Below are 23,309 nucleotides of genomic sequence, written 5' to 3'. Positions count from 1 at the left end.
CCCCCAGCAGCTGTGACTGCTGGGGGCGAGGGCCTTTATTATGTGGTCGAAGTGCGAGGGCCGCGAAGGAGGGCACCTGAGGGATATCCATCAGCAGGCTGAGGGACGTCAGTCCCTCAGCCGAGGGATACCTGTCAGAGAGCTGAGGGGTATCCCTGCCGAAGCTCGCCCTAAGCGATCAGCTCGCCGCGCCTTCGTACAGCGCTTGCTGGCAGGGGCTTGGCCTAGAGCCACAGCTTCCGTGCAAGCAAGCTCATAGTCTAGTAGGACAAGACTCCCGCCTTGCCGAGCACTAGCTTACTTCGCAGCGAAAGCGCGCTAGACAGCGGGGAGATTCATCCCCGTGAGGCGACGATAGAGGTCAAGAGCATAGAGGTCCGTCATACCCGAGATATAATCCAGCGCACACTGCACCTTGCCGTAGAGCGTCGTCTGCGCCGTGTCGTACTGGCTGCTGACGCGGCTCAGGAGCGTACGGCTGTAGAGGTGGTCGGGCTGCTCCATCGCCTTGATCAGTTCGTCCAGCAGGGCAGAGAAGATGCGATGCCCCGCCAGCTCGACATCCACCACCTCGCGGGCACGATAGATACGGGCACGTGCGACCTCCGAGCAAGCCTCGTAGGCACGGCGCGTATGCGGGGAGGTGAGCTGGATGAGCGGCTCGGCGAGCGTGCCCGCCAGCAGCTCCGCTTCACAGTCGAGGAAGGCCGCAGCACACTCCTCGACCAGCAGGTTGATGACCTTACTCCTCAGGTAGCCGAGGCGCTCATTGTCATCCCCTATCGTACGACAGACGGAACGGACGTCTCGGAGCTCCTCATCGGTAAAGAAGGCCTCCAGTAGCGCCGTCGCCTCGCTGTAGGGCAGCAGGTGGAGCTTCGACGCATCCTCTATATCCATGATCTGATAGCAGATGTCATCGGCCGCCTCCACGAGGAAGACCAGCGGATGACGCACGTAGCTGAGCGGCGCGCTGGAGCGCTGGATGAGGCCCAGCGTCCCAGCGACCTCACACATCGTCTCCTCCTCGCTCTGGAAGAAGCCGAACTTACCCTTCGTCCCCGCCTGCTCCGAGCTATAGGGATACTTCACCGTGCTGGCGAGCGTGCTGTAGGTGAGGGCGAAGCCCCCTTCACGGCGACCGTGGAACTGATGCGTCAGGAGGCGGAAGGTATTGGCATTGCCCTCGAAGTGGACAAAGTCCTCCCAGCGCCCACCCTCGGCACGCACCTGATCCTCCAGCCTACGCCCAGCGCCCTCCGTAAAGTAGGCGCTGATGGCACGCTCCCCACTATGTCCAAAGGGCGGATTGCCCATATCGTGCGCCAGTGAGGCCGCGCTGACGATGGCGCTTAGCCCCGAGCGTAGCGGCACCTCGCGCGCCTCGGGATGACGCTCGGCGAGACAGTCGCCGACCAGCGAACCGAGGGAGCGCCCCAGGCAACTAACCTCGAGGCTATGCGTCAGTCTGTTGTGTACGAAGACCTTGCCCGGGAGGGGGAAGACCTGGGTCTTATTCTGCAGGCGGCGGAAGGGCGGCGAGAAGACGAGGCGATCATAGTCGCGCTCGAAGTCGCTGCGGGCGATGGAGCGCGAGGCGGGGCGGCTGCTGGCGCTCGCCCCGAGGCGTCGATCGGAGAGTAACTGTTCCCAAAGCATAAGCGTGTGTTTGAGCGCCTAGCGGCGTCGTGTGAAGAGCTGCTTGGCGTAGTAAATGACGCGCAGGACCAGTGCGGCCGTCCCGAGCGACTGGAAGAGCAAGGGCTGCGTATGGCGGTAGAGGAAGAAGGCCACGAGCGCTCCGCCCGCTAGGATGAAGAACCAGAGGGTGAGCGCCGAGTCTATGCGATCGTGCTGAGGGCGCTGGCTAGGGGTAGGCATAGTATATAGCGGGTGAGATGATGGATACTGGGTAAAGAGCTAGAGCCCACGCTCGGCCGCAGCTCGCTGCGGCGTGAGACGTAGGCTCTAGCACTATAGGGGAGATGGGGAGGACTAGCTGATGCTGTCGAGCGTCTTCTTGAGCTCGATCTCCTCGTAGGCCTCGATGATGTCGCCGACCATGATGTCGTTGTAGCCCTCGATATTGAGACCACACTCCTGGCCCATGACGACTTCCTTGGCGTCGTCCTTGTAGCGCTTGAGCGAGCCGAGCTCCCCAGCATACTTGACGATACCGTCGCGGATGAGGCGAATCTTGTTGTTGCGCTTGATCTTCCCATCGATGACCATACAGCCGGCGATGGTACCGACCTTGGTGATCTTGAAGGTCTGCTGTACCTCGAGGTTGGCCACGATGTTCTCCTTGATCTCGGGCGAGAGCATCCCCTCCATAGCGGACTTGATGTCCTCGATCGTATCGTAGATGATGGAGTAGGTACGGATCTCGACGCCCTCGCGGTCTGCTAGGCGGCGTGCAGCCTGGCTGGGACGCACCTGGAAGCCCAGGATGATCGCCGAGGAGGCAGAGGCCAGCACGACATCGCTCTCGGAGATCTGACCGACGCCCTTGTGGATGACGTTGACCTGGATCTCCTGGGTGGAGAGGCGGATGAGGCTGTCGGAGAGCGCTTCGATCGAGCCGTCCACGTCGCCCTTGATAATGACGTTGAGCTCCTGGAAGTTGCCCAGAGCGCGGCGACGTGCCAGTTCGTCCAGCGTAAGGCCCTTCTTGGTGCGGTTGTCCTGCTCGCGCTTGAGCTGCTCGCGCTTGCTGGCGATGCTGCGGGCCTCCTGCTCGCTCTCCATGACGTTGAAGGTCTCACCAGCCGTAGGTGCTCCATCGAGCCCGAGGATCAGCACGGGTTCGCTGGGTCCAGCCTTCATGACCTTCTGGTCACGCTCGTTGAACATCGCCTTGACACGCCCGTAGTGGGTACCGGCGAGCACGACGTCGCCCTGAGCGAGCGTACCGTTCTGGACGAGGATCTTGGCTACGTAGCCGCGGCCCTTGTCGAGCGAGGACTCGATGATGGAGCCCACGGCACGGCGCTTGGGGTTGGCCTTTAGCTCGAGGAGCTCGGCCTCCAGCAGCACCTTCTCCAAGAGGGCATCGATGTTGAGCCCCTGCTTGGCGGAGATCTCCTGGCACTGGTACTTACCACCCCACTCCTCTACGAGGTAGTTCATCGCAGCCAGCTGCTCGCGGATGCGGTCGGGGTTGGCGGCGGGCTTATCCACCTTATTGATGGCGAAGACGATGGGCACACCTGCAGCGGCAGCGTGGTTGATGGCCTCCTTGGTCTGAGGCATCACATCGTCATCAGCTGCGACGATGATGATCGCGATATCGGTCACCTTGGCACCACGAGCACGCATAGCCGTGAAGGCCTCGTGACCTGGGGTATCGAGGAAGGTGATGCGCTTGCCCCCTGCGAGCGTGAGGGCATAGGCCCCGATGTGCTGCGTGATCCCCCCTGCCTCACCAGCGATGACGTTGGTCTTACGGAGGTAGTCGAGCAGCGAGGTCTTCCCGTGGTCGACGTGTCCCATGACGGTGACGATCGGCGGACGCGTGACTAGGTCCTCTTCGCTATCGGGCTCGTCGTCCTGGTTGACGGCCTCGACGACCTCGGCACTGACGAAGTCGGTCTTGAAGCCGAACTCCTCAGCGACCATCTCGATGGTCTCAGCGTCGAGACGCATATTGATAGAGACCATCAGCCCAATACTCATGCAGGTACCGATGACCTGCGTCACGGGGACGTCCATCATGCTCGCCAGGTCGCTCACGGTGACGAACTCGGTGAGCTTGAGCGTCATGCTCTCCTCCTGGCTACGCTCCTGCGCATCCAGTGCTGCCGAGCGGGCAGCGTCACGCTTGTCACGGCGGTACTTAGCAGACTTGGCCCCCTGCTGGTTCTTGCCCTGCAGGCGTGCCAGCGTCTCCTTGACCTGACGCTGTACGTCCTCATCGGTGACGGGTGCCTTCTGCTGGGGCTGCTGGTTCTGTCGCTTTGCCTTACGGCCTAGCTTCGGCTCTGTAGCACCCTGACCTGGACGATTAGCCCCACGACCGTTGAGATCTGCGGAGCGACCACTCTGAGCACCGGTGCCCTGGGCGGGCTTCTTAGCTCCCTGCGTCTTGGCGCTTAGCTCGGCAGCCTTGGCCGCCTCGGCCTTGACGTCGACGGGATTCTTGCCGACGCGAGCGCGCTTACGGTTCTTGTCGGTCTTGCTCTTCTTGGAGGGACGCGTGTTGTCATTGATCGCGGAGAGGTCGATCTTACCCACGACGTTGAAGCTGATCCCTGCGCTGGGCGTCGAGGGACGGAAGATCTCGGGCTCACGCTCGGTAGGCACTTCGTCGGCGGGCTGCTCTGCGGCGGGCGCTGCAGGGTTGGGCTCGGGCTTCGCCTCCGCCTTAGGCGCTTCCTCTACCTTAGCGACAGGAGCAGCAGGAGCGGGTTGTGCGGCGACGGGCTCGGGCTTCACTTCGGGCTTAGGCTCTGCCTTGGGGGCTTCCTCCACCTTGGCGGCGGGGGCAGCAGGAGCAGGCTGAGGGGCGGGCTCAGGCTTGACTTCGGCCTTGGGCTGCTCTGCCTTGGGTGCTTCCTCCACTTTAGGAGCGGGAGCAGCAGGGGCAGGCTCGGGGGTGGGCTCAGGCTTAGCCTCAGCCTTGGGAGCCTCGACCTTGGGAGCGGGGGCTGCGGGCTCGGACTTCTGGATGGAGCCGTCGGCAGCCAGCTTACCGACGACCTTGAGACCCTGTCGGCGGCTAGGCTCGGGAGCGGGCTGAGGGGCCTCTTCCTTGGCTGGAGCGGCGGGCTGCTCGGCCTGAGGGGCGGGAGCTGCTGCGGGCTCAGCCTTGGGCGCACCACCCTGCAGCTCGGTGATCAGTTCGTCGATCTGCGTCTTGTTCATCCCCTTGCCATGCTCCTGGATGAGCTGAAGGGCGATATCGACAGGGACGCGGCTATTGGGGTTGATATTGTCGGCGCCTGGCACATTGCGCTTCTCGAGGGATGTCCTGAAGGAGGCTATCCCTACGTTGAGCTTCTTGGCCAGGGTGAAGAGCTTAATTTCTTTTGGCATGTATATCTATTCCTCTTGTTATATGGTGACTCATCGGCTGCACTGGGCGGCTCCCCTACTCTCTATGGGTGTCTCTACTCGCGACGGGAGCTAATAGACAGGGCAGCATACGATGACGATATGGGCACTAGGCCTCTTCTTCCTCTCCCTCTTCGGTGGCCTCCTCGGCGAGCTCTTCTTCGGAGAACTCAGCAGCCAGGACGCTCAGGACGTGATCCAGCGTCTCCTCCTCGAGGTCGGTCTTCTCGAGCAGCTCCTCACGGCTAGCACGGAGCACGGCCTTGGCCGTCGTGTAGTCGTTCTCCTTGAAGCGGCCGAGGATCCACGTATCGATCTCGTCGCTGAACTCATCCAGATAGATGTCCTCCTCGGCGTCCCCGTCGCGGAAGACCTCGATGCGGTAGCCCGTCAGTAGCGAGGCGAGCTTGAGGTTGGCTGCATTCTTACCGATAGCCAGGGGCACCTGGTCGGGGCGCATGTAGATCTCGGCCTGCTTGCCCTCCTCATCGAGGGTGATGGCGGTGGCACGTGCAGGGCTGAGGGCGCGCTGGATGAAGAGCAGCGTATTGGTCGTGTAGGTGGTGACATCGATGTTCTCACCACGCAGCTCACGGACGATACCGCGGATACGGGAGCCGTTGACCCCGACGCAGGCCCCTACTGGATCGATACGATCGTCGTAGGACTCGACGGCGATCTTGGCACGCTCCCCTGGGATGCGCGCTACGGCCTTGATGGTGATCAGGCCATCGGCGATCTCGGGGACGTTCTGCTCCAGCAGGCGCTCGAGGAAGCGACGGCTGATGCGGGAGAGGATGACCTTAGGGTTGCCGTTCTCATTCTCCACACGCTCGATGACGGCGCGTACGGTCTCGCCCTTGCGGAAGTAGTCGCCTGGGATCTGCTCGCTCTTAGGCATGAGCATCTCGTTGCCGTCGTCGTCGACGAGCAGCGCCTCACGCTTCCACACCTGGTAGACCTCGGCCGTGACGAGCTCGCCGACGCGGCCAGCAAAGTTGTGGTAGAAGTTCTCCTTCTGCAGGTCCAGCATCTTGCTCGAGAGCGCCTGGCGGAGGTTGATCACCGCACGACGGCCGAAGCTCTTGAAATCCACCTCGTCGACGAAGTCCTCCCCTAGGTCGATGTCGGGGTCTACGGCCTGTGCCTCGCTGAGCGCGACCTGACGGACGGGATCCTCGACCTCACCGTCAGCGACGACGCGACGGGTACGCCAGATCTCGAAGTCCCCCTTCTTCTCCAGGTTGATGATGACAGAGAAGGTGTCATCCGAGCCGAACATCTTGGACAGGACATTGCGAAGGGAGTCCTCCAGCACCTTGATGGTGGTGTTCTTGTCTATATTCTTCTCCTCCTTATACTCCGAGAGGGCGTCGATGAGATTAGCTTGTTCTTTTTTCTTTGCCATTGTTGGGCTTTATTATTGTTGTATGTTCACTTGCTTGATTGGTGGGCTAGAACTTCAGGATACGCTTGGCCTGCAGCACCTCCTCCATAGGGATGACGAGCGCCTCCTCTACGGCCTGCTTGCGCTTAGCCCCCTCGGGGCGCACCATGCGTACAACCGTGAGGGTGATGGCCTCGGCCGTGGCCGCCGTCAGCAGCCCCTTCTCCTTCACGCCACCCTTACGCAGCACCTCCAGCTCCTCTCCTATGGCCCCCTCGTACTGACGAAGCACCTTGAAGGGGCTGGTAAGCCCCGCCGAACCGACCTCGAGCTCGAAGTCCTCGACCTCACGGTCTAGGTGCGCCTCGATATGCTTGGTCAGCACCACGCAGACATCAATGCTGATGCCTTCGTCTGCGCCCAGCTCGACGACAATCCTATTGCCGGGGTGGACGGCTACGTCTACGATGTAATAGTCGGGATGCTCACTGGCACAGAAGTCCGTGACCAGCTGCTCGATGAGGCTCTTTGCGATCATTCCTTTGCTTTCTTTGCTTGCTCCACCCCTGCGCTCAGCGCATGAGGGAGCTTTATAAAATGAGGCGGAGGAAGCTCTTTGCCTCCTCCGCTCTCTCGTTCTGTATCTTACACTACAAAGGTAGCACAAATTAGTCGCATAGCCAAAGGTCTGCTATAGGACAGCCTATTCCCCCTTCGCGATCTCCCCGAATAAGCACCCCAAGTCCAGCCTCAAATACCTCTCCTCACCAAGCTCCCTCTACGTACGACGAGGGCTGTGCTAAGCCCCAGCGAAGCGCTGCTTTAGGCGGAGCCTCCGTGAGGGATATCAGTCAGCGTGCTGAGGGACGCCCATCACGGAGCTGAGGGACGGCAGTCGCGAGGCTGAGGGATATCCCTCACGGTGAGGCCAGCGAGGCTAGCCTAGTCTAATGGCCAAGTCTCCACAGCTTGGTTACGATCGTTCGCTTGCGGGCAAAGGTAGGCGCTTGAGTACCCCGCGCTTGCCCTGAATGACGAGTTCTCCTTGGTCTACGTAAAGCGCCTGGACGATCTTGGCGAAGACCAGTTCGTCAGGCTCCCCAACACACACGACCTGGGCATCCACCAAGGCCTTGCCCTGAAGGAGCGAATACTCGAGGCTGAAGCTATCAGCAGTCAATCGTCCACGTAGCTGCACCTTGAGCTTCCGCTCCTTATCTATGACCTTACTCAAGATACTCCACGTGTTCTCGCAGCCCTCCGAGCGAAACTGACGGAAGCTCTCCAGCACCTCATGCTGTGGCAGTGCGAAGCGATCACCAGCGATCGCGAAGCCCTCCACGAGTATGCGCTCTATGAAGTCATAGTAGTCTCCCATCGTCGTCAAGCTCTGGTAGCCCGCAAGGTCAAAGGGCAAGACGATCATAAGGACGCCAGGATAAACAAGCTCTGCGCTTCGCTCCATATATGGAGCGTCAAAGCCATACCGAGCGTCGATACAGATGGTGTCATAGTCCGCCCGCTGCTTGAGCTTGCTGAGGCAGGTACGCTCGATGAAGTTGAAGAGGTGCCTACTCTTGAGATAGAACTCGTACGCAAAGTGCGGGTGCGGGGTTTTGCTCTGCTCTAGGCTTAGCTTGATAAGAAGTCTCTTGATTACCATTGTTTAGCTTACTTCTGCTGTACCAAGGCTGCAGCCTCTCTACGACTAGCGCTCGGACTACGCCGAGGCAGGAGGGGGATCTACAGGGTTTAGGGGCGGGGAAGCCGTCTAGGGCTTAGGGTTGCGCGGCGGACTGGGTCAGCAGCATGGGCATGTAGAGGCGCAGCTGGAGCTCGGTGAGCCAAGCGGAATGCCCCACGAGGAAGGCCGCCAGGTAGCCCAGCACCCCAGAGAGCACCAGCAGCACAAGCCCGACGCCGCCGAGATAGAGGAAGGAGGACCACAAGACGCCCCGTGAGAGTCCCTTGATGAAGCTCCGCTCGAAGTCCTCGTAGTCGTCCTTGTGCAGCGCGTAGTAGGCCGCTGTGATCGATCCTCCGGAGACCGAAGAGAGTACGTCTACCTTGTCTAGTAGTCCGAGGCGATGCAGGGCGCGCAGCGTACCAATATGATAGGCTGCCGCTCTATAGCCTCCTCCGGATAAGGCCACCCCTACTTTCTTTCCTGCGATGCTCATGGTCTGGCAATAATGAAGGTGATGCGATGCAAGGTGAAGAAATTATGTACGAAGAACTTAGTCTTGGCTAACACAAACATACTACATTATTTCTACTTTACCGCGAGGGGCGTTTCGGAGCGCCGTCGCCCCCTCCACGCGAAGGCGCTCCGAGGCCCTCGGGGGAGCTCTTTCCTTAGTCCCGATAAGGCTCGCTAAGCCCGCCAGCTCTCGGTGGGAAGAGGTGTAGCGAGGCGACAGTCCTGCCCCACCTCCGTGAGGGATACCCCTGGCCTCACTGACCGATATCCTTCAGAGGCCTGATGGGCGTCCCTCAGCACGCCCACTGATATCCCTCAGAGCCCCTCCCCCTAGCCTCTGAGCGCCGCCCGGGTCTCGGCAGCCGCCTTCCTCCCCTTGTCTACACCTCACGGGAGCGGCGAGCCGACGAGCTGGCGGAGCAGCTAAGACAGAGGCATATACCGAGGCTGGGAATTCAGCGACCCCGCTCGCGTGCGCGTTTCATTAGTGGGCACCAAGGGAGCTACGCTGTGATTACGGAGGACTTTACGTACCTTTAAGGGTGATTTTAGGCGAGGGCACAGGGCGCATTGGCCGAGGCTGTCGGTGCCCGCTCTCGCCTCCATGGACCCACTAGACTCCAACACGTGATGACGATCAAGACACCACAAGCCACCCGCCTGGCTAAACGCATCCTGATAGCAGCTGCTGTGGGAGGCCTCTCCTTCGCCTCCCTCGCTGCCCAAGTCTCTACGCTACGTACCGGACGCCTGCCCAACGGACTGACCTACTACATCAGCCGCGACGCTGGCGCCTCCGAGGGTACAGCGAACTTCTTCCTCCTGCAGAATGTAGGAGCCATCCTCGAGGACGAGCAGCAGAATGGCCTAGCTCACTACCTGGAGCACATGGCCTTCGAAGCCACCGAGCACTTCCCCGGTGGCGTGATGAACTTCCTCCGGGCCCGCGGCCTCTATAGCTTCGATGCTCGCACAGGGACGGACGACACCCGCTACAGCATCATGGATGTACCTACGGCGGAGAAGGGACTTACCGACTCCGTGCTCCTCATCCTCAAGGACTGGTGCAATGGGATCTCCATCACCGAGAAGGATACGGAGAAGCAGCGCGGTATCATCATCGAGGAGTGGCGCCAGCGTGGCGGCATCGACAAGCGCCTCAGTGACAGCATCGCAGGCGTCATCTACAACGGCTCGCAGTACGCGAAGCGCAATGTCATCGGCAGCCTCGACGTGCTGAAGACCTTCAAGTATCGCGACATCCAGGACTTCTACAAGACTTGGTATCGCCCCGACCTGCAGTGCGTCATCATCGTCGGGGACATCGACCCTGTGGCCTACGAGCAGCAGGTGCAGAAACTCTTCTCCTCGCTCCCCGCAGCGCGCAAGGCCAAGGAGCGCCCTGTCTTCACCATCGCGGATAACGAGCAGCCCCTCTACTACCGCTTCATCGACAAGGAGAACCGCTCCCACTCCTACGGGCTCTACCAGCGCGTAGCTACCCCCACCAACCGCCCTACGGCAGAGGCAACGAAGGACTACCTCCTCGGTCAGCTCTTCAATGCCCTAGCGCCGCAGTACTTCGCCCGCCTGCGCAATAGCGGCACCGAGGCCTATATCGCCGCCTCGGTCAGCTACTCACCCCTGGTACGTGGCTACAGCCAGTTCGCCTGGGACTTCGTCCCCTACGAAGGGCAGGATCGTAGAGCGCTCCAGCAGATCCTCATTGCGCGTGCCCAGATGCCCTACTACGACTTCTTCACCAACCAGGCCTTCGAGGCTGAGAAGCAGAAGCTCTACGAGGGGATGAAGGAGGTGCTGAGCGACGACAAGGGTCTGGGGACACCGCAGAACTTCATCGACATCTACCGCAACAACTACCTCTACGGGACGCCGATGCGTGAGTTCCGCCAGCAGCTCGAGGACAACCTCGAGGCACTGGTAGAGCTAGAGTCTGACGACCTACGCGCTTGGCTCAAGCAGCGTGCGATGGGAAACCGCAACCTCGCCTTCGTTGCCTATACCAATAGCCCACAGGCGGAGGCGATCTCCGAGGAGTACTTCCGTAAGGCACTCGTCGCTTATAATGGTCCCGTCTTCGAAGCGCAGGCTCCTCAAGCCATCACGAAGCTCATCGACTTCAAGCTCCCGGCAGGGCGCATCGTTCAGGAGAAGAAGATCCCCGCACTCGGAGCTACCGAGTGGACGCTCTCCAATGGCATGAAGGTCCTCTACAAGCATCTGCCTAAGGAGCTCAAGGGCGAAGTCCTCTTCCTCGCCTCCGCCAAGGGCGGGCAGTCCATCGTGAAGCCCGCTGACCTCCCCTCCTTCTCCGCCATGCAGAGCCTCATCATGGCCTCGGGCCTCTACAAGTACGACCGCAATCAGCTCGCCGAGTGGCTGCGTAGCCGCCCTATGGAGGTCAACCTCTCCATCACGGAGTACATCGACGGGATGCAGGCACGCAGCAAGACCGATGGCGTGGATGATCTCTTCTCCTACCTCTACCTCGTGCTGAACAAGCAGCGCTTCGACCAGCAGATCTTCGACAAGTGGCTCCAGCGCAAGCGCTACATCTACGCCTCGCAGCCCCAGCAGGGCCGTGAAGCCGTAGACCGCGAGATCCGCGAGCTGCTGAGCCCCATCACCGAGGCCAACCCGCGTGAGGACGAAGCCTTCTACAGCAAGATGAAGCTGAGCGATCTGCCCCGCCTCTACGCCGAGCACTTCGGCGACGCCTCGCAGCTGGCAGGCTGCCTCGTCGGGGATATCAGCGAGGCCGAGGCCAAGCGTATCGTCACGACCTACCTGGCGGCTCTGCCTGGCGACCCCAAGGCACCACGTCGCAGCTACACGATCCGCGACCACAGCTCCCGTGAGCGTGTCATCGAGCGTACCTTCGAGGTCGACACCGAAGGGGATCTCGGCGAGGTCGAACTCTCCTTCCTCGGCGACAAGAAGCTCAGCGAGCGTGAGCGCCTCGCACTCGGGCTCCTCGAGCCCCTGCTACAGAACCGCCTCTTCGACGAGCTCCGCGAGAAGGAGCAAGGCACCTACAGCATCGCCGTCAAGACGAGCTATACCGACGAGCCTCTAGCGAGCAGCAACCTCTCGATCCACTTCATCACCTCCCGAGCCAAGGCCGACCACCTCAAGGCGCGCACCTATGAGATCCTCCGCTCCATCGCTGCGGGCAAGATCGACCGCGACGAGTACAAGAAGGTGCACATCCCTCAGGTCCTCGACGAAGAGGCCGAGGAGAAGGCTGCAGGCAATGAGCTAGGGCTCGGCGACTGGATCGCGCTGCTGAACGCCTATGCCGAGACGGGCAAGGTGCCCGACCTCTCCAAGAAGGCTACAGGGCAGGAGGTCAAGGTATCGGCGGTCACCGCCCAGGACCTCTCCGCACTCCTGAAGAAGCTCCTCGACGAGGGCAAGCGCCGCGACATCGTGGTCAAGAGCATCGCCCCCGAGGCCAAGACCTGGGAGCACTAGCAGCCTCATCGAGATAGCGAGATACATTATATATATGTATAGCACGACACCGATCGTCTAGCGACGTCCAGTGGAGGCGCCTAAGTGAAGCTGCCCTAGGGTAGCAGTCTAGGCGCCTTCGCTGGAGGCTCGCACTGCTATACATAGTCCCCATCCCCCCGAATAGATAAGTCATAGTCCATACCTATTCTCCATGCGACAACCATTACATAGTACACGTCGGCGCCTAGCCCTTGGGCTGTGCCTCTGTACGCTCGGCCTCTCCACACCGACGGAGAGCTGGAGCCAGAGCCCCACGCCGACCGTCTCGATCTCCTTCAAGGACAAGGAGATCGCCTCTATCCTAGACTTCATCGCCAAGAGCTCAGGCTACAAGATTGACTATGAGCCCGAGCTCCGCACAGCGGGCTACAAGGCCACGGTCTCCTTCGATGAGGTGAGCCCAGAGAAGGCCGTCGAAGGTCTGCTCAAGGGCACGCCTTTCGTCTTCGCCGTAGACGGCAAGACCATCCGCATCTTCCGTCCCCAGCAGCAGGCCACCGCTAAGGGGCAGCTCACGGGGGTCGTCAAGGACGCTCGAGGCGAAGCTGTCATCCGTGCCAACGTCCGCATCAAGGGGACGAAGCTCGGCGCCCAGACCGACATCGAGGGGCGCTTCACCATCCTCACGGACAAGACCTCTGGTGAGCTCCAGGTGAGCTGCGTCGGCTACTACGACGGTAGCGCCTCCTTCTCTGCAGGGCAACCCGTGACCATCGTCCTCAAGGAGAACGTCAAGGCCCTCGACGGTGTCACGGTCATCGCCTACGGACGCCGCAACACGCGCGAGCTCGTCGGAGCCGTCAGCTCGATCAAGGCCGACCAGCTCAAGGACGCCCCCGCACCCAGCCTCCAGTCCCTACTGCAGGGGCAGATGTCTGGGCTCTCGGTGACGAACCAGTCTGGCTCCCCTGGGGGCGGCGGTACGCGCATCAACATCCGTGGGATCAGTTCGCTCAACGATCAGGGGATCAACGATGGCTCGCCCCTCTTCGTCGTCGACGGAGTGCCCCTCTCGAAGGTCTCGGCTGAGTCTACGGGCGGGATCAACGCGCTGGCTGGGCTCGACCCCTCGACCATCGAGTCGGTAGAGGTGCTCAAGGACGCTGCCTCCGCTTCACTCTATGGCTCGCGCTCGGGCAACGGGGTCGTACTGATCACCACCAAGAAGGGGAAGTCGGGTAAGGCAGAGTTCGGTCTGAACTTCTCCCAGTCCATCTCCTTCCTCCCCGCTACACCGCTGCAGATGCGCGGCAACGGCGAGCGCCTCGTGCACAACCTCCTGGCACGCCACCAGCGCATCGGGCACAACGACTACACGACCAACCGCTACACCCTGCCCCGACGCTACGGCCAGTCCTATGGCTGGGAGCCTACGCTGGACGGCGCCTACGACTACTTCTGGGGTAATGGGAATGTACTAGCCAAGGACAACCAGCCCCCCGCCTCGGCACAGGACTCGCTGAATAGCTTCTACAACAATGACACGAACTGGTGGAAGTATATCTTCCAACTCGGCCGTGTCAGCTCAGGCGACCTCTATGCCTCGGGCGGGAACGACAACGTACGCTACCTCGTCAGCGCTGGGCTCTACGATGAGCGTGGAATCCAGATCAACTCGGGCTTCAAGCGTCTGAGCTTCCTCTCCAACCTCGACCTACGCCTCACGCCGAAGGTCAACGCCTTCACGCGCCTCAACCTCGCCTACAACAAGCAGGACGCCATCAGCGGCTCCAACATCCAGGGGCTCGATGTCGACCCCAAGGAGACGCCCTCGGTCTATCCTGGTCGCGGCTCAATCGCTGAGCAGCTCACCCTGCAGAAGATCCGTGATGTGCACGCACGCAACGGGATGTTCAACGCCCGTCTCTCCGTCGGGCTCGACTATGCGCCCATCTCGGGGCTGAAGTTCGCCACCTCGGCCTCAGGGGACGCCTACTTCTCCAACAACCACGTCTTCCGCCCCTCCTACCTCAATAATAATAACCTCTCCTCCGTGGAGGCCTCGCGCTCGATGGTCGCCATGCTGCAGTGGGAGAACATCCTCTCCTATCGCTTCAACCTCCGCGACCGCCACAACTTCGACGTCATGGCCGGGGTCACCACAACCTACGACCTGATGGAGAACATCAAGGGCAAGGCTGCAGGGGGCCCGACGAATAAGATCTACGAGATCGGGGACGGCTGGCCTCAGGCACGCTCGGTAGAGGGACGCGACGAGTACCTCCAGCGCGTGACGACCGACCGCCAGGAGCAGATCATGCTCAGCTACCTGGGACGCGTCGCCTACAACTTCGACAAGCGCTACATGCTCGAGGCGTCGCTCCGCTACGACGGCTCTTCCGTCTTCGGCCGCGATGTACGCTGGGCTGCCTTCCCCTCGCTCGGTGCTGCCTGGGCCTTCTCCAAGGAGCCCTTCATGAAGGACTTCTGGTTCCTCAGCTTCGGGAAGCTCCGCGCCTCCTGGGGTAAGAGCGGGCAGAAGTTCCAGGAGGCCTACCTCGCGCACGGGCTGATGGAGGAGTCTAACTCCTTCCTCGGCCAGCCCGGGCTCCAGCCCAGCGCCATGGCCAATAGCCACCTGACCTGGGAGAAGAGCGACCAGTACGACCTCGGGCTGGACCTCGACCTGCTCAACTACCGCTTCAAGGTCAAGCTCGACTACTACTATAAGCACTCCTACGACCTGCTGATGCAGGTGCCCACCCCAGGGAACTTCTTCATCTCGAAGACGACCTGGACCAATGCCTCCGCCATCTCCAACGAAGGTCTGGAGCTCGACCTCTCGGCCGACGTGATGCGCCGTAAGGACTTCAGCTGGACGCTGCGCTTCAACATCGCACGCAACTGGAACCGCTTCCTCGCCTCCTATGACGGCAAGGACCTCGGGGACAAGGTGCTCGGTCGTCCTATCTATGGGATCTATACCTACAAGGACGAGGGCCTCGTACAGCGTGAGTCCGATATCCCCTACTACTACGACCAGACGGGCCAGCGTGTGCCCCTCTCCTTCGGCTCACTCGCCTATCCGCTGCGTGTCGGTGCCCGCAAGATCAAGGACCAGAATGGCGATGGCTACATCAACAGCGAGGACCTCTACTACGCGGGCAGTGCCATCCCCAAGGCCTACGGGGGGATCACCAATACCTTTACCTACAAGCGCCTTGCGCTGAACGTCCTGCTGACCTACACGCTCGACCAGCGCATGATGAACATGGTGAAGAACGGGGCCTTCCTCTTCAACAAGAAGTTCGGCGTCGTGATGAACGACTTCTCCCGCGCCTCCTTCTGGCAGAAGCCCGGGGACGAGACGCAGTACCCCTCCCTGGAGTTCTCCGATGACGGCTACACGGGGCAGTTCGATGGCGACATCGACAGCAACATCGAGCGTGTGAGCTACCTGCGCCTCAAGCAGCTGAGCCTCTCCTACACGCTCCCCGAGAGCTGGACGAAGCGCCTTCGCCTCAAGGACCTGCGTATCTACTTCGCAGGTGAGAACCTCTTCCTCCTGACCAACTACTCTGGGCTAGACCCCGAGATCGTCGACCCGGCTACGGGTAAGGATACGGGGCGCATGTATCCCCTCAATCGTAAGCTGACCCTTGGTCTCAATCTGAAGTTCTGATGAAACGCTATATCCTACCCGCCCTAGCGATCAGTCTGCTGGCCTCCTCCTGCACGCTAGACCTGACGCCCGAGAATGCCATCACCTACAGCAACGCATTCTCCTCTGAGGCTGAGCTCAACACCACGACGAGCACCATACACTTCTACCTCGACAACTGCATGGATGCCTTCACGCCCCTGACGAAGATCGGCCTCCTCGCCGACGAGACGCAGGACGACGGGCAGCTCCGTGAGGGCAACCCCCGCAGCATCATCGAGGCAGCCGCCGACTGGGAGTACGTCTACCGTATGATCTTCGAGGCGAACCTCCTGCTGGACAACATCGACAAGACCCAGGGCCTCTCCGAGGAGCGCTATGCCTACCATGCAGGGCAGGCGCACTTCGCCCTCGGCTTCGGCTACTTCATGCTCTCCCGCGCCTATGGTCAGGCCGTCGTCACCGACAATGCCAAGGACCTGAAGCTCTACGGGCTCTCCACCCAGCAGCAGGTCATCGATGCGGGGATAGCACATGCCCTCAAGGCCTTCGAGCTGCTGCCTACCTACGACAAGCTCCGTACCGCCTCGGGCAGCCTCGCCAGCTACAAGCAGTACGGCAGCAAGGGGAACTCTGCAACGCTCCTGGCCCACCTCTATGCCTGGAAGGGAAGCATGGCCGAGCTCTACTCCGACAGCTCGGTAGATGCTGCGGCAGCCTACCGCAAGAGCATCGAGTATGCCAGCAAGGTCATCAACGGCGAGGTCGGTGCCTACAGCCTCGTCTCCACGCCCGAGCAGCTCTGCCAGCTACTCTCGGATCCCAGCGCGACCAACCCCGAGGAGATCTTCTCCCTCGTCTATGACAAGAGCCGAGGCAATGAGTCGACCTCCAAGAACGAGGTGGCCAATCTCTTCGCTACCTGGCCCGTCAATAGCACGCTGACGCAGGGGAACCTAGCGCAGGCCTCCTTCCGCCTCAAGAAGACGACCATCGAGAAGCTCTACCCCGATACGGATGATGCACGTCGTACGGCCTTCTTCTATGAGTTCGACACCGACCACGAGGTCTCGGGCGTGAACTATGCCGTGCCCTACAAGTTCCGCTCCGCTGTCTACACCGTAGACCAGAGCTCCGACTCGGGCAAGAGCTTCCTCAGCATCAATGCCAACTATGTCTACTGGCGTCTGGCGGACGTCTATCTGCTGCGTGCCGAGTGCTCCGCCAAGCTCGGCGACAATACGAGCGCTATAGCTGACCTCAACAAGATCCGCTCCCGCGCTGGTGCTGCTAGCTACCCCGCCTCTGGGGAGAGTGACCTGAAGAAGGCCATCTTCCGCGAGCGCGAACGCGAGTTCATCCTCGAGAACGATAGCCGCTACTACGACATCCTGCGCAACGGCTACCACAAGACCGAGCTCAAGGGTAAGTTCCCCATGCTCACCACAGCGGATATCGCCGGCGGTGCGCTCAACCTGCCCATTCCCTCGAGTGCCCAGCGTGACAAGGATGGCAAGGTCATCAACGGCCTCATCCTACAGCGTCCCTACTGGTTCCGCTACATGTAGTACTTACTAAGGATCTATCCATTATGCGTACGATCAAGCACCCTCTCTATCTACTCGCCCTACTCTTCCTCACGATATGCTCCTCCTGTACCAAGTATGACTTCGTCGAGACGGGCAAGGCCAAGGCCTACCACGACACGACGATGTGGGAGTACTTCCAGACCGATAGCTATAACTGGAGCTACCTAGTCTATATGACCAAGCGTGCTGGCCTGGAGGATCTCTTCCAGGGCAAGAGCACCCAGTACGGGCCCAATATCACCTTCCTCGGGATGACCAATCACAGCATCCGTCGCTACCTCTACCGCACCTATGGCATCAAGACCGATGGTTCGGAGTCGCCGGAGAATGCCGTCGATCCCAGCAAGCTCACGGAGGAGGAGACGATGAAGCTTATCGACCGTATGAGCGTCGCTACCTGCCGTAGCCTCATCCTCGACTGCGTCATCCCCAAGGAGAAGATCCTCCTGGAGGACTTCCCTGCTGGCCGTAGAGCGGCCGATGGGAGCGCCGTCGGTACGGGGGGGAAGACCTATACGATGGCCTCAGGCAAGCAGCTATGGCTCTATACCTTCCGCGACACCTATGCAGGGGTAGCGGGCGCTGGGGCCAACCGCCTGCACGTCGTCTCACCCACGACGAGCATCTCTCGCGACATCGCCTCGCACAATATCCAGACGCGTACCGGCGTGGTGCACTCACTCCAGTACGACTTCACGCCTACGGACTTCTAATACATTCTCCTGACCGATGACAGCAAGATCCATCTATAGCCTGCTCCTCGTGACGCTCCTAGCGCTTGCCCTACCCTCTTGCCGCAAGGTGACGGTGGGCTACCTCGACACGACGCACGCCACCTTCGCCACCAAGCAGCTCAAGGTCTACCGCACCGTAGCAGACGACGATCCCCACAGCCTCAAGCAGAAGTACCCAGCTCCCTGGACCTCCCAGCGTATCCAAGGCGTCTCGGGGACGAACCCTGTGAACTACCAGTTCCTCAGCGTCGACGTCGCTGACGGAGGCGACGCGACGAAGTTCGCCGCCGCCGTCCAGGCGGGCAAGATCACCGTCAATGGTGGCACGATCAACCTCTTCCCTGAGGCCGTGCAGAGCCTGCCGAACGGACGCTACACCGTCAATCTCCGCGTCTATAATGAGGGCTACAGCCGTGAGCTGCGTGGCCTCTTCACCTTCATCATCCAAGACGAAGCCTAACACTCCCTCCCTATGAGATACCTCAAGTACATGACCTCCGTGGTCGTCGCGCTCCTTGCCTTTGCTCTGGTCTCAGCTCAGGAGACCGCGGGCATCCGCTTCTTCAAGGGCAGCTTTGCCGAGGCTCAGGCCGAGGCACAGCGTCAGGGCAAGCCCCTCTTCGTAGACTTCTACGCCACCTGGTGCGTCCCCTGCAAGAAGATGGAGAAGACCATCTTCACCCAGCCCGAGGTCGGCGCCTTCTTCAATGCTAAGTTCGTCAACCTCCAGCTCGACGCCGAGGCGCCCGAGAATGTAGAGATCGCCAAGAAGTACAAGATCGAGGCCTTCCCCACCCTCGGCATCATCGCTGCCGACGGCAAGGCCATTCAGATCAACGTAGGCTTCATGAAGGCAGACGAACTCCTCGAGATGGCCAAGACCGCCGTCGGTGAGATCAAGGGCTTCGAGGAGCTGTACAAGGAATACCGCGCTCAGCCCGACGACCTCAAGATCCAGCAGGAGCTCCTCACCATCGCTCCCCGCTTCCTCACCACGCAGGACGGCATGGATGCAGAGAAGTGGGTCGTCCGCGTCCGCAAGCTCTACAAGGAGTACCTGGCGAAGAAGATGGCCGACGGCAGCCTCATCAACAAGAAGGACTACCTCATCATCAGCAACCTCGGTGGCGATGATGCCGACGAAGTAGCCCGCGTCGTCGAGTACATCAATGCCAACCTCGACGCTTGGATCGCTGCCGTCGGTGAGCCCGCCGCCTACTACGTCATCGAGAAGAATGATGAGCGCATGCTCGATCTCGTCAAGAAGGGCGACGAGTCCTACAAGACCTACCTGGAGAAGATCCGCACCGACTACAAGAAGGCCTACGACGTCATCAAGTTCAAGAAGGTCACGCCCTACCAGAAGTCCGTCGACTACTACGGCGCGCTCTACGCCATCTACAAGAGCAAGGACGTAGCCCGCTACATCCAGCTCATGTCCAGCTACCTCAACGGCCTCGGCGAGGACGCCAACGCTGCCGACTACGGCATCGCAGCCCAGTCGCTCTACAATGCCGCGGGCAACAAGCTCACCGCTGCCGACCACAAGCAGGCCATCGCTTGGCTCCAGAAGGCCATCCCCAGCGAACGGACGCTGATGAATAAGATCAACTTCCTCGTCATGGTCGGCGACTCCTACCGCGAGCTCAAGGACTACAAGCAGGCACGTGAGTATTACAACCAAGCCTACGGCGAGTCCCTCCAGATGGGTGAGGCCGAGCAAGCCCAGCAGATGATCCAGGCCTCCATCGTCTACAAGCTCTCCACCCTCGAGCTCCTCGAGAAGTAAGCCACCCGCCCTACTTCGGGCCCTTCCCCACCGAGCCCCGAGCGTCCCTCTTGGGACGCTCGGGGCTTGCTCTTTCTTCGGGCTACCGCTCCCGCCCTTGCCCTGTTTTCGCCGCTCCTTTACTTATCCCTCAGCGCGCTGACTGACGTCCCTCACGGCGTCGACTGGCGTCCCTCGGCTCGCTGACTGATATCCCTCACGACGCTGACTAATCGCTCTCACGAGCCTTCTCCCTAGCTCTAGGTAAAGTTTGCTAAGGCTGTCAAGGCTTTGAACGACCAAAGGACGGACTGCTGAGGGACTTAGCAAGCAAGCTAAGGGAGGCCTCCGAGCGAAGTTCTTAAGCCGTCTGCGGAAAGTACCTTATGAGTCAAGAAAAAGTGGCTAATCTTTTGCGCAAAAGTTTAGCCACTTTTTCCGAAAAGATTAGCCACTTTTGGGAGGAAGATTAGGGACTTCGTCTCGAACCTGCCTCAAGCGCCCTTGCGAAGTCCTTCGACATCGCCAGCGAAGACCTTCGACCTTGCCAGCAAAGACCAGCGACTTCTTTCGTCCTTAGCCTAGTCCAAGGGAATGAAGCGGCTGAAGGAAGGCTTAGAAGCCTCCTTACCTCCGCCACCTAATGACTGGGCTTCGTGGCGTCTTCGCAGCCCAAGCCAAGCGGCGGGCGCTGTCGCGCCTTCGCCTTATCGAGGCTGAGGCAAAGCAAACTTACCATCTTTGCCGTAGGCAGAAGGGCTACAGAGCCTTTGTTGGAGCGCTGGGACCACCATCAGCGCTGACGGATCATGTTGGTCGAAGGACCCACTTGCGTAGCTTTGCTGAGGACTTCGGCGGGATTCGATAGAGACTTCAGCGGGATTTGTTAGTATCTTTGTGCTATATGAATCTAGCACAACTACAGACAGGACAGCGAGCAGTCATCCTACGTGTCGGTGGCTCTGGAGCCTTCCGCAAGCGCATCCTTGAGATGGGCTTCGTCCAAGGCAAGGAGATCATGGCCGTACACAACGCACCGCTCAAGGATCCCATATACTATAAGATCCTCGACTACAACGTATCCCTGCGACGCAAGGATGCCCAGCGTATCGAGATCCGCCCCCTAGAGGGCCTCAGCACAAGCCCCATCAGTGAGCCCGAGGAGGAGCTCTTCCCCGCCCCGGAGCTGCACAGCCTGCAGCGCATGGACGGCCGTGGCTCCGAGGCCAAGAAGCTCCCCACACTGCGCGTCGCCCTTGTGGGGAATCCCAACTGCGGCAAGACCTCGCTCTTCAACCAAGCCAGCGGCGCGCACGAGCACGTGGGCAACTACAGCGGTGTCACCGTCGAGGCCAAGATCGGGCACATCTACTACGAAGGCTACCGACTGGAGCTCATTGACCTGCCCGGTGCCTACTCCCTCTCGCCCTACAGCCCCGAGGAGCTCTACATCCGTCACTACCTGACGGGCGAGGAGCGTCCCGACCTCGTGCTCAACGTCATCGACGCGACCAACCTCGAGCGCAACCTCTACCTGACCCTTCAGCTAAAGGAACTGGGGCTACCCGTCATCGCGGCGCTGAATATGTACGATGAGTTCCTGCAGCGTCGGGAATGGTTCGACTACCCACGCCTAGCTACCCTGCTGGGCGTACCGATGATCCCGACGATCTGCCGTACGGGGCTGGGGCTCGAAGCACTCTTCGACGAAGTCATCAGCCTAGCCAAGGGGCTTAAGGAGGGCGACGAGACGCTGCTCGCAGCAGAGACGGGCAAGCTCCGCCCGCTACGTATCCCCTACGGACCGCTCCTTGAGCCCATCATCGAGGAGCTGACGGAGAAGGTCAAGGAGCACTCCGAGATCAAGGATCCCATCGCTGCGCGCTCGATCGCGATACGCCTACTGGAGCGGGACAAGGATACCGAGCAGGAGCTACTGGCACGCCATGCCCGCGGCGGCTTCCTCCTCTCGGCACGTGACTACGCCCTACACAAGCTGCAGGAGCACGCCAGTGAGGAGGCCGAGGAGCTGATCACGGACGCACGCTACGGCTTCATCTCGGGCGCACTCAAGGAGACCTACCATCCCAAGCACCGAGGCGAGCGCACGCTGACCGACAGGCTGGATGACCTGGCCACAAGTCGTCTGTGGGGCTTCCCGATCTTCCTCGGGCTGATGATCACGATGTTCTTCGTCACCTTCTCCCTCGGGCAGTACCCTATGGACTGGATCGAGGAGGGAATAGGCCTACTCGGCGGCTGGATCGGCAGCCAGATGAGCGAGGGGCCGCTGCGTGATCTGCTGGTCGATGGTATCATCAAGGGCGTAGGCGGCGTCACCGTCTTCCTCCCGCAGATCGTCCTACTCTACCTCTTCATCTCGCTGCTGGAGGACAGCGGCTATATGGCGCGTGCGGCCTTCATCATGGACAGGCTGATGCACCGCATGGGACTGCATGGCAAGAGCTTCATCCCGCTGGTCATGGGCTTCGGCTGCAACGTCCCTGCCGTCATGAGCACGCGTATGATCGAGAGCCGCAAGAGCCGTCTGATCACGATGCTGGTGCTGCCCTTCATGAGTTGCTCGGCACGTCTACCCGTGTACATCCTGCTGGCGGGAGCCTTCTTCCCCGTCCCGTGGCAGGCGACGCTCGTGCTCTTCTCTCTCTATGTCATCGGAGTGCTGGTGGCCGTCCTCTCGGCTCGGCTGCTGAAGACGGTAGCCTTCAAGGGCGAGGATATCCCCTTCGTCATGGAGCTGCCGCCCTATCGCCGCCCCACGCTGCGCTCGGTAGCCATCCACGTATGGATGCGGGCACGGCAGTACCTGCAGAAAATGGGTACCGTCATCCTCGCCGCCTCCGTCATCGTATGGTTCATGAGCTATTACCCCAGGCAAGAGCAGGTACGCCAGCAGGTGGATCACCAGATCGAGCAGCTGAAGCAGAGCGAGCTCGCCCCCGAGCTGCGTCAGGAGCGGATCGACTCGCTGGAGCAGGCCTTCGCCACCTTCCATCAGGAGCAGTCGATCATCGGGCGTATCGGTCAGGTCTGCGAGCCAGTCATCCGTCCGCTGGGCTTCGACTGGAAGATGGGGGTAAGTATCGTATCAGGCTTGATGGCTAAGGAGGTCGTCGTCAGCACCATGGGCGTCATCTACACAGGCGTAGGGGAGGACGACGATGCAGCTATAGCCCAGCTCTCTACACGCATGCAGCAGGAGCAGCGCGCGGATGGTAGTCCGTCCTTCACGCCGCTCATCGCCTACAGCTTCATGCTCTTCATCCTGCTTTACTTCCCCTGTATCGCGACGCTCATCGCCATCGGGAGGGAGTCGGATGACTGGCGCTGGGGGCTCTTCGCAGCCGTGTATTCCTGCGTCGTAGCCTGGCTCGTATGCTTCGCTGTCTACCAGGTGGGACAACTTTTAGCCTAGCTCCG

Annotated in this window: 14 protein-coding genes; 7 read left to right on the top strand and 7 right to left on the bottom strand. The window is 60.7% G+C overall.

All coding sequences use genetic code 11. The annotated features are described in order from the left end of the window. Positions 1 to 318 precede the first annotated feature (318 nt). The 7 genes from dgt to Q0248_RS00260 form a co-directional block, all read right to left on the bottom strand. Positions 319 to 1,659 (bottom strand): dGTP triphosphohydrolase, encoded by a 1,341-nt coding sequence (dgt, locus tag Q0248_RS00290; RefSeq protein ID WP_299318420.1) that lies wholly within the window; start codon positions 1,657 to 1,659, stop codon positions 319 to 321. Between the two features lie 18 nt (positions 1,660 to 1,677). Beyond that, the gene (locus tag Q0248_RS00285; protein WP_299318418.1) at positions 1,678 to 1,881 is read right to left on the bottom strand and encodes a hypothetical protein; all 204 of its coding nucleotides are present in this window, start codon (positions 1,879 to 1,881) and stop codon (positions 1,678 to 1,680) included. Positions 1,882 to 1,995: 114 nt separating this feature from the next. Next, positions 1,996 to 5,034, bottom strand: coding sequence for a translation initiation factor IF-2 (gene infB / locus Q0248_RS00280; RefSeq protein ID WP_299318415.1), 3,039 nt, complete (start codon positions 5,032 to 5,034; stop codon positions 1,996 to 1,998). Between the two features lie 127 nt (positions 5,035 to 5,161). Further along, positions 5,162 to 6,460 (bottom strand): transcription termination factor NusA, encoded by a 1,299-nt coding sequence (gene nusA, locus Q0248_RS00275; protein ID WP_299318413.1) that lies wholly within the window; start codon positions 6,458 to 6,460, stop codon positions 5,162 to 5,164. A 46-nt stretch (positions 6,461 to 6,506) separates the two neighbouring features. Next, entirely contained in the window at positions 6,507 to 6,977 is a 471-nt protein-coding gene (gene rimP / locus Q0248_RS00270) for a ribosome assembly cofactor RimP (protein WP_299318412.1), read from the bottom strand. Positions 6,978 to 7,412: 435 nt separating this feature from the next. Next, positions 7,413 to 8,102: a hypothetical protein gene (locus Q0248_RS00265; protein WP_299318410.1), complete on the bottom strand. Its 690-nt coding sequence runs from the start codon at positions 8,100 to 8,102 to the stop codon at positions 7,413 to 7,415. A gap of 115 nt (positions 8,103 to 8,217) precedes the next feature. Beyond that, positions 8,218 to 8,619, bottom strand: coding sequence for a patatin-like phospholipase family protein (locus Q0248_RS00260; protein WP_299318407.1), 402 nt, complete (start codon positions 8,617 to 8,619; stop codon positions 8,218 to 8,220). Between the two features lie 650 nt (positions 8,620 to 9,269). Here Q0248_RS00260 and Q0248_RS00255 point away from each other — a divergent pair. The 7 genes from Q0248_RS00255 (at position 9,270) to feoB (ending at position 23,304) form a co-directional block, all read left to right on the top strand. Continuing rightward, positions 9,270 to 12,134: an insulinase family protein gene (locus Q0248_RS00255; protein WP_299318406.1), complete on the top strand. Its 2,865-nt coding sequence runs from the start codon at positions 9,270 to 9,272 to the stop codon at positions 12,132 to 12,134. A 193-nt stretch (positions 12,135 to 12,327) separates the two neighbouring features. Then, positions 12,328 to 15,798: a SusC/RagA family TonB-linked outer membrane protein gene (locus tag Q0248_RS00250; protein WP_299318403.1), complete on the top strand. Its 3,471-nt coding sequence runs from the start codon at positions 12,328 to 12,330 to the stop codon at positions 15,796 to 15,798. Continuing rightward, positions 15,798 to 17,345 (top strand): RagB/SusD family nutrient uptake outer membrane protein, encoded by a 1,548-nt coding sequence (locus Q0248_RS00245; protein ID WP_299318402.1) that lies wholly within the window; start codon positions 15,798 to 15,800, stop codon positions 17,343 to 17,345. The genes Q0248_RS00250 and Q0248_RS00245 overlap by 1 nt, the downstream gene beginning before the upstream one ends. A gap of 23 nt (positions 17,346 to 17,368) precedes the next feature. After that, complete coding sequence (locus Q0248_RS00240) at positions 17,369 to 18,079, top strand: fasciclin (protein ID WP_299318400.1); 711 nt, start codon at positions 17,369 to 17,371, stop codon at positions 18,077 to 18,079. A gap of 16 nt (positions 18,080 to 18,095) precedes the next feature. Then, complete coding sequence (locus Q0248_RS00235) at positions 18,096 to 18,560, top strand: hypothetical protein (protein ID WP_299318398.1); 465 nt, start codon at positions 18,096 to 18,098, stop codon at positions 18,558 to 18,560. Positions 18,561 to 18,572: 12 nt separating this feature from the next. After that, complete coding sequence (locus Q0248_RS00230; RefSeq protein WP_299318396.1) at positions 18,573 to 19,889, top strand: thioredoxin fold domain-containing protein; 1,317 nt, start codon at positions 18,573 to 18,575, stop codon at positions 19,887 to 19,889. An 883-nt stretch (positions 19,890 to 20,772) separates the two neighbouring features. After that, positions 20,773 to 23,304 carry a ferrous iron transport protein B gene (feoB, locus tag Q0248_RS00225; RefSeq protein WP_299318394.1) on the top strand — a complete coding sequence of 844 codons (2,532 nt, stop codon included), beginning with the start codon at positions 20,773 to 20,775 and terminating at the stop codon, positions 23,302 to 23,304. Positions 23,305 to 23,309 lie beyond the last annotated feature (5 nt).

Origin of the sequence: uncultured Porphyromonas sp. (genome assembly GCF_938046015.1) — a bacterium.
GTDB lineage: Bacteria > Bacteroidota > Bacteroidia > Bacteroidales > Porphyromonadaceae > Porphyromonas.
This window is presented reverse-complemented; position numbering and strand designations above follow the sequence as displayed.

Coding starts and splice junctions, on each gene's coding strand:
- Q0248_RS00250 (WP_299318403.1), top strand. CDS start 12,328: ATGCGACAACCATTACATAGTACACGTCGGCGCCTAGCCCTTGGGCTG.
- nusA (WP_299318413.1), bottom strand. CDS start 6,460: ATGGCAAAGAAAAAAGAACAAGCTAATCTCATCGACGCCCTCTCGGAG.
- Q0248_RS00240 (WP_299318400.1), top strand. CDS start 17,369: ATGCGTACGATCAAGCACCCTCTCTATCTACTCGCCCTACTCTTCCTC.
- Q0248_RS00230 (WP_299318396.1), top strand. CDS start 18,573: ATGAGATACCTCAAGTACATGACCTCCGTGGTCGTCGCGCTCCTTGCC.
- Q0248_RS00260 (WP_299318407.1), bottom strand. CDS start 8,619: ATGAGCATCGCAGGAAAGAAAGTAGGGGTGGCCTTATCCGGAGGAGGC.
- Q0248_RS00255 (WP_299318406.1), top strand. CDS start 9,270: ATGACGATCAAGACACCACAAGCCACCCGCCTGGCTAAACGCATCCTG.
- dgt (WP_299318420.1), bottom strand. CDS start 1,659: ATGCTTTGGGAACAGTTACTCTCCGATCGACGCCTCGGGGCGAGCGCC.
- feoB (WP_299318394.1), top strand. CDS start 20,773: ATGAATCTAGCACAACTACAGACAGGACAGCGAGCAGTCATCCTACGT.
- rimP (WP_299318412.1), bottom strand. CDS start 6,977: ATGATCGCAAAGAGCCTCATCGAGCAGCTGGTCACGGACTTCTGTGCC.
- Q0248_RS00265 (WP_299318410.1), bottom strand. CDS start 8,102: ATGGTAATCAAGAGACTTCTTATCAAGCTAAGCCTAGAGCAGAGCAAA.
- infB (WP_299318415.1), bottom strand. CDS start 5,034: ATGCCAAAAGAAATTAAGCTCTTCACCCTGGCCAAGAAGCTCAACGTA.
- Q0248_RS00245 (WP_299318402.1), top strand. CDS start 15,798: ATGAAACGCTATATCCTACCCGCCCTAGCGATCAGTCTGCTGGCCTCC.
- Q0248_RS00235 (WP_299318398.1), top strand. CDS start 18,096: ATGACAGCAAGATCCATCTATAGCCTGCTCCTCGTGACGCTCCTAGCG.
- Q0248_RS00285 (WP_299318418.1), bottom strand. CDS start 1,881: ATGCCTACCCCTAGCCAGCGCCCTCAGCACGATCGCATAGACTCGGCG.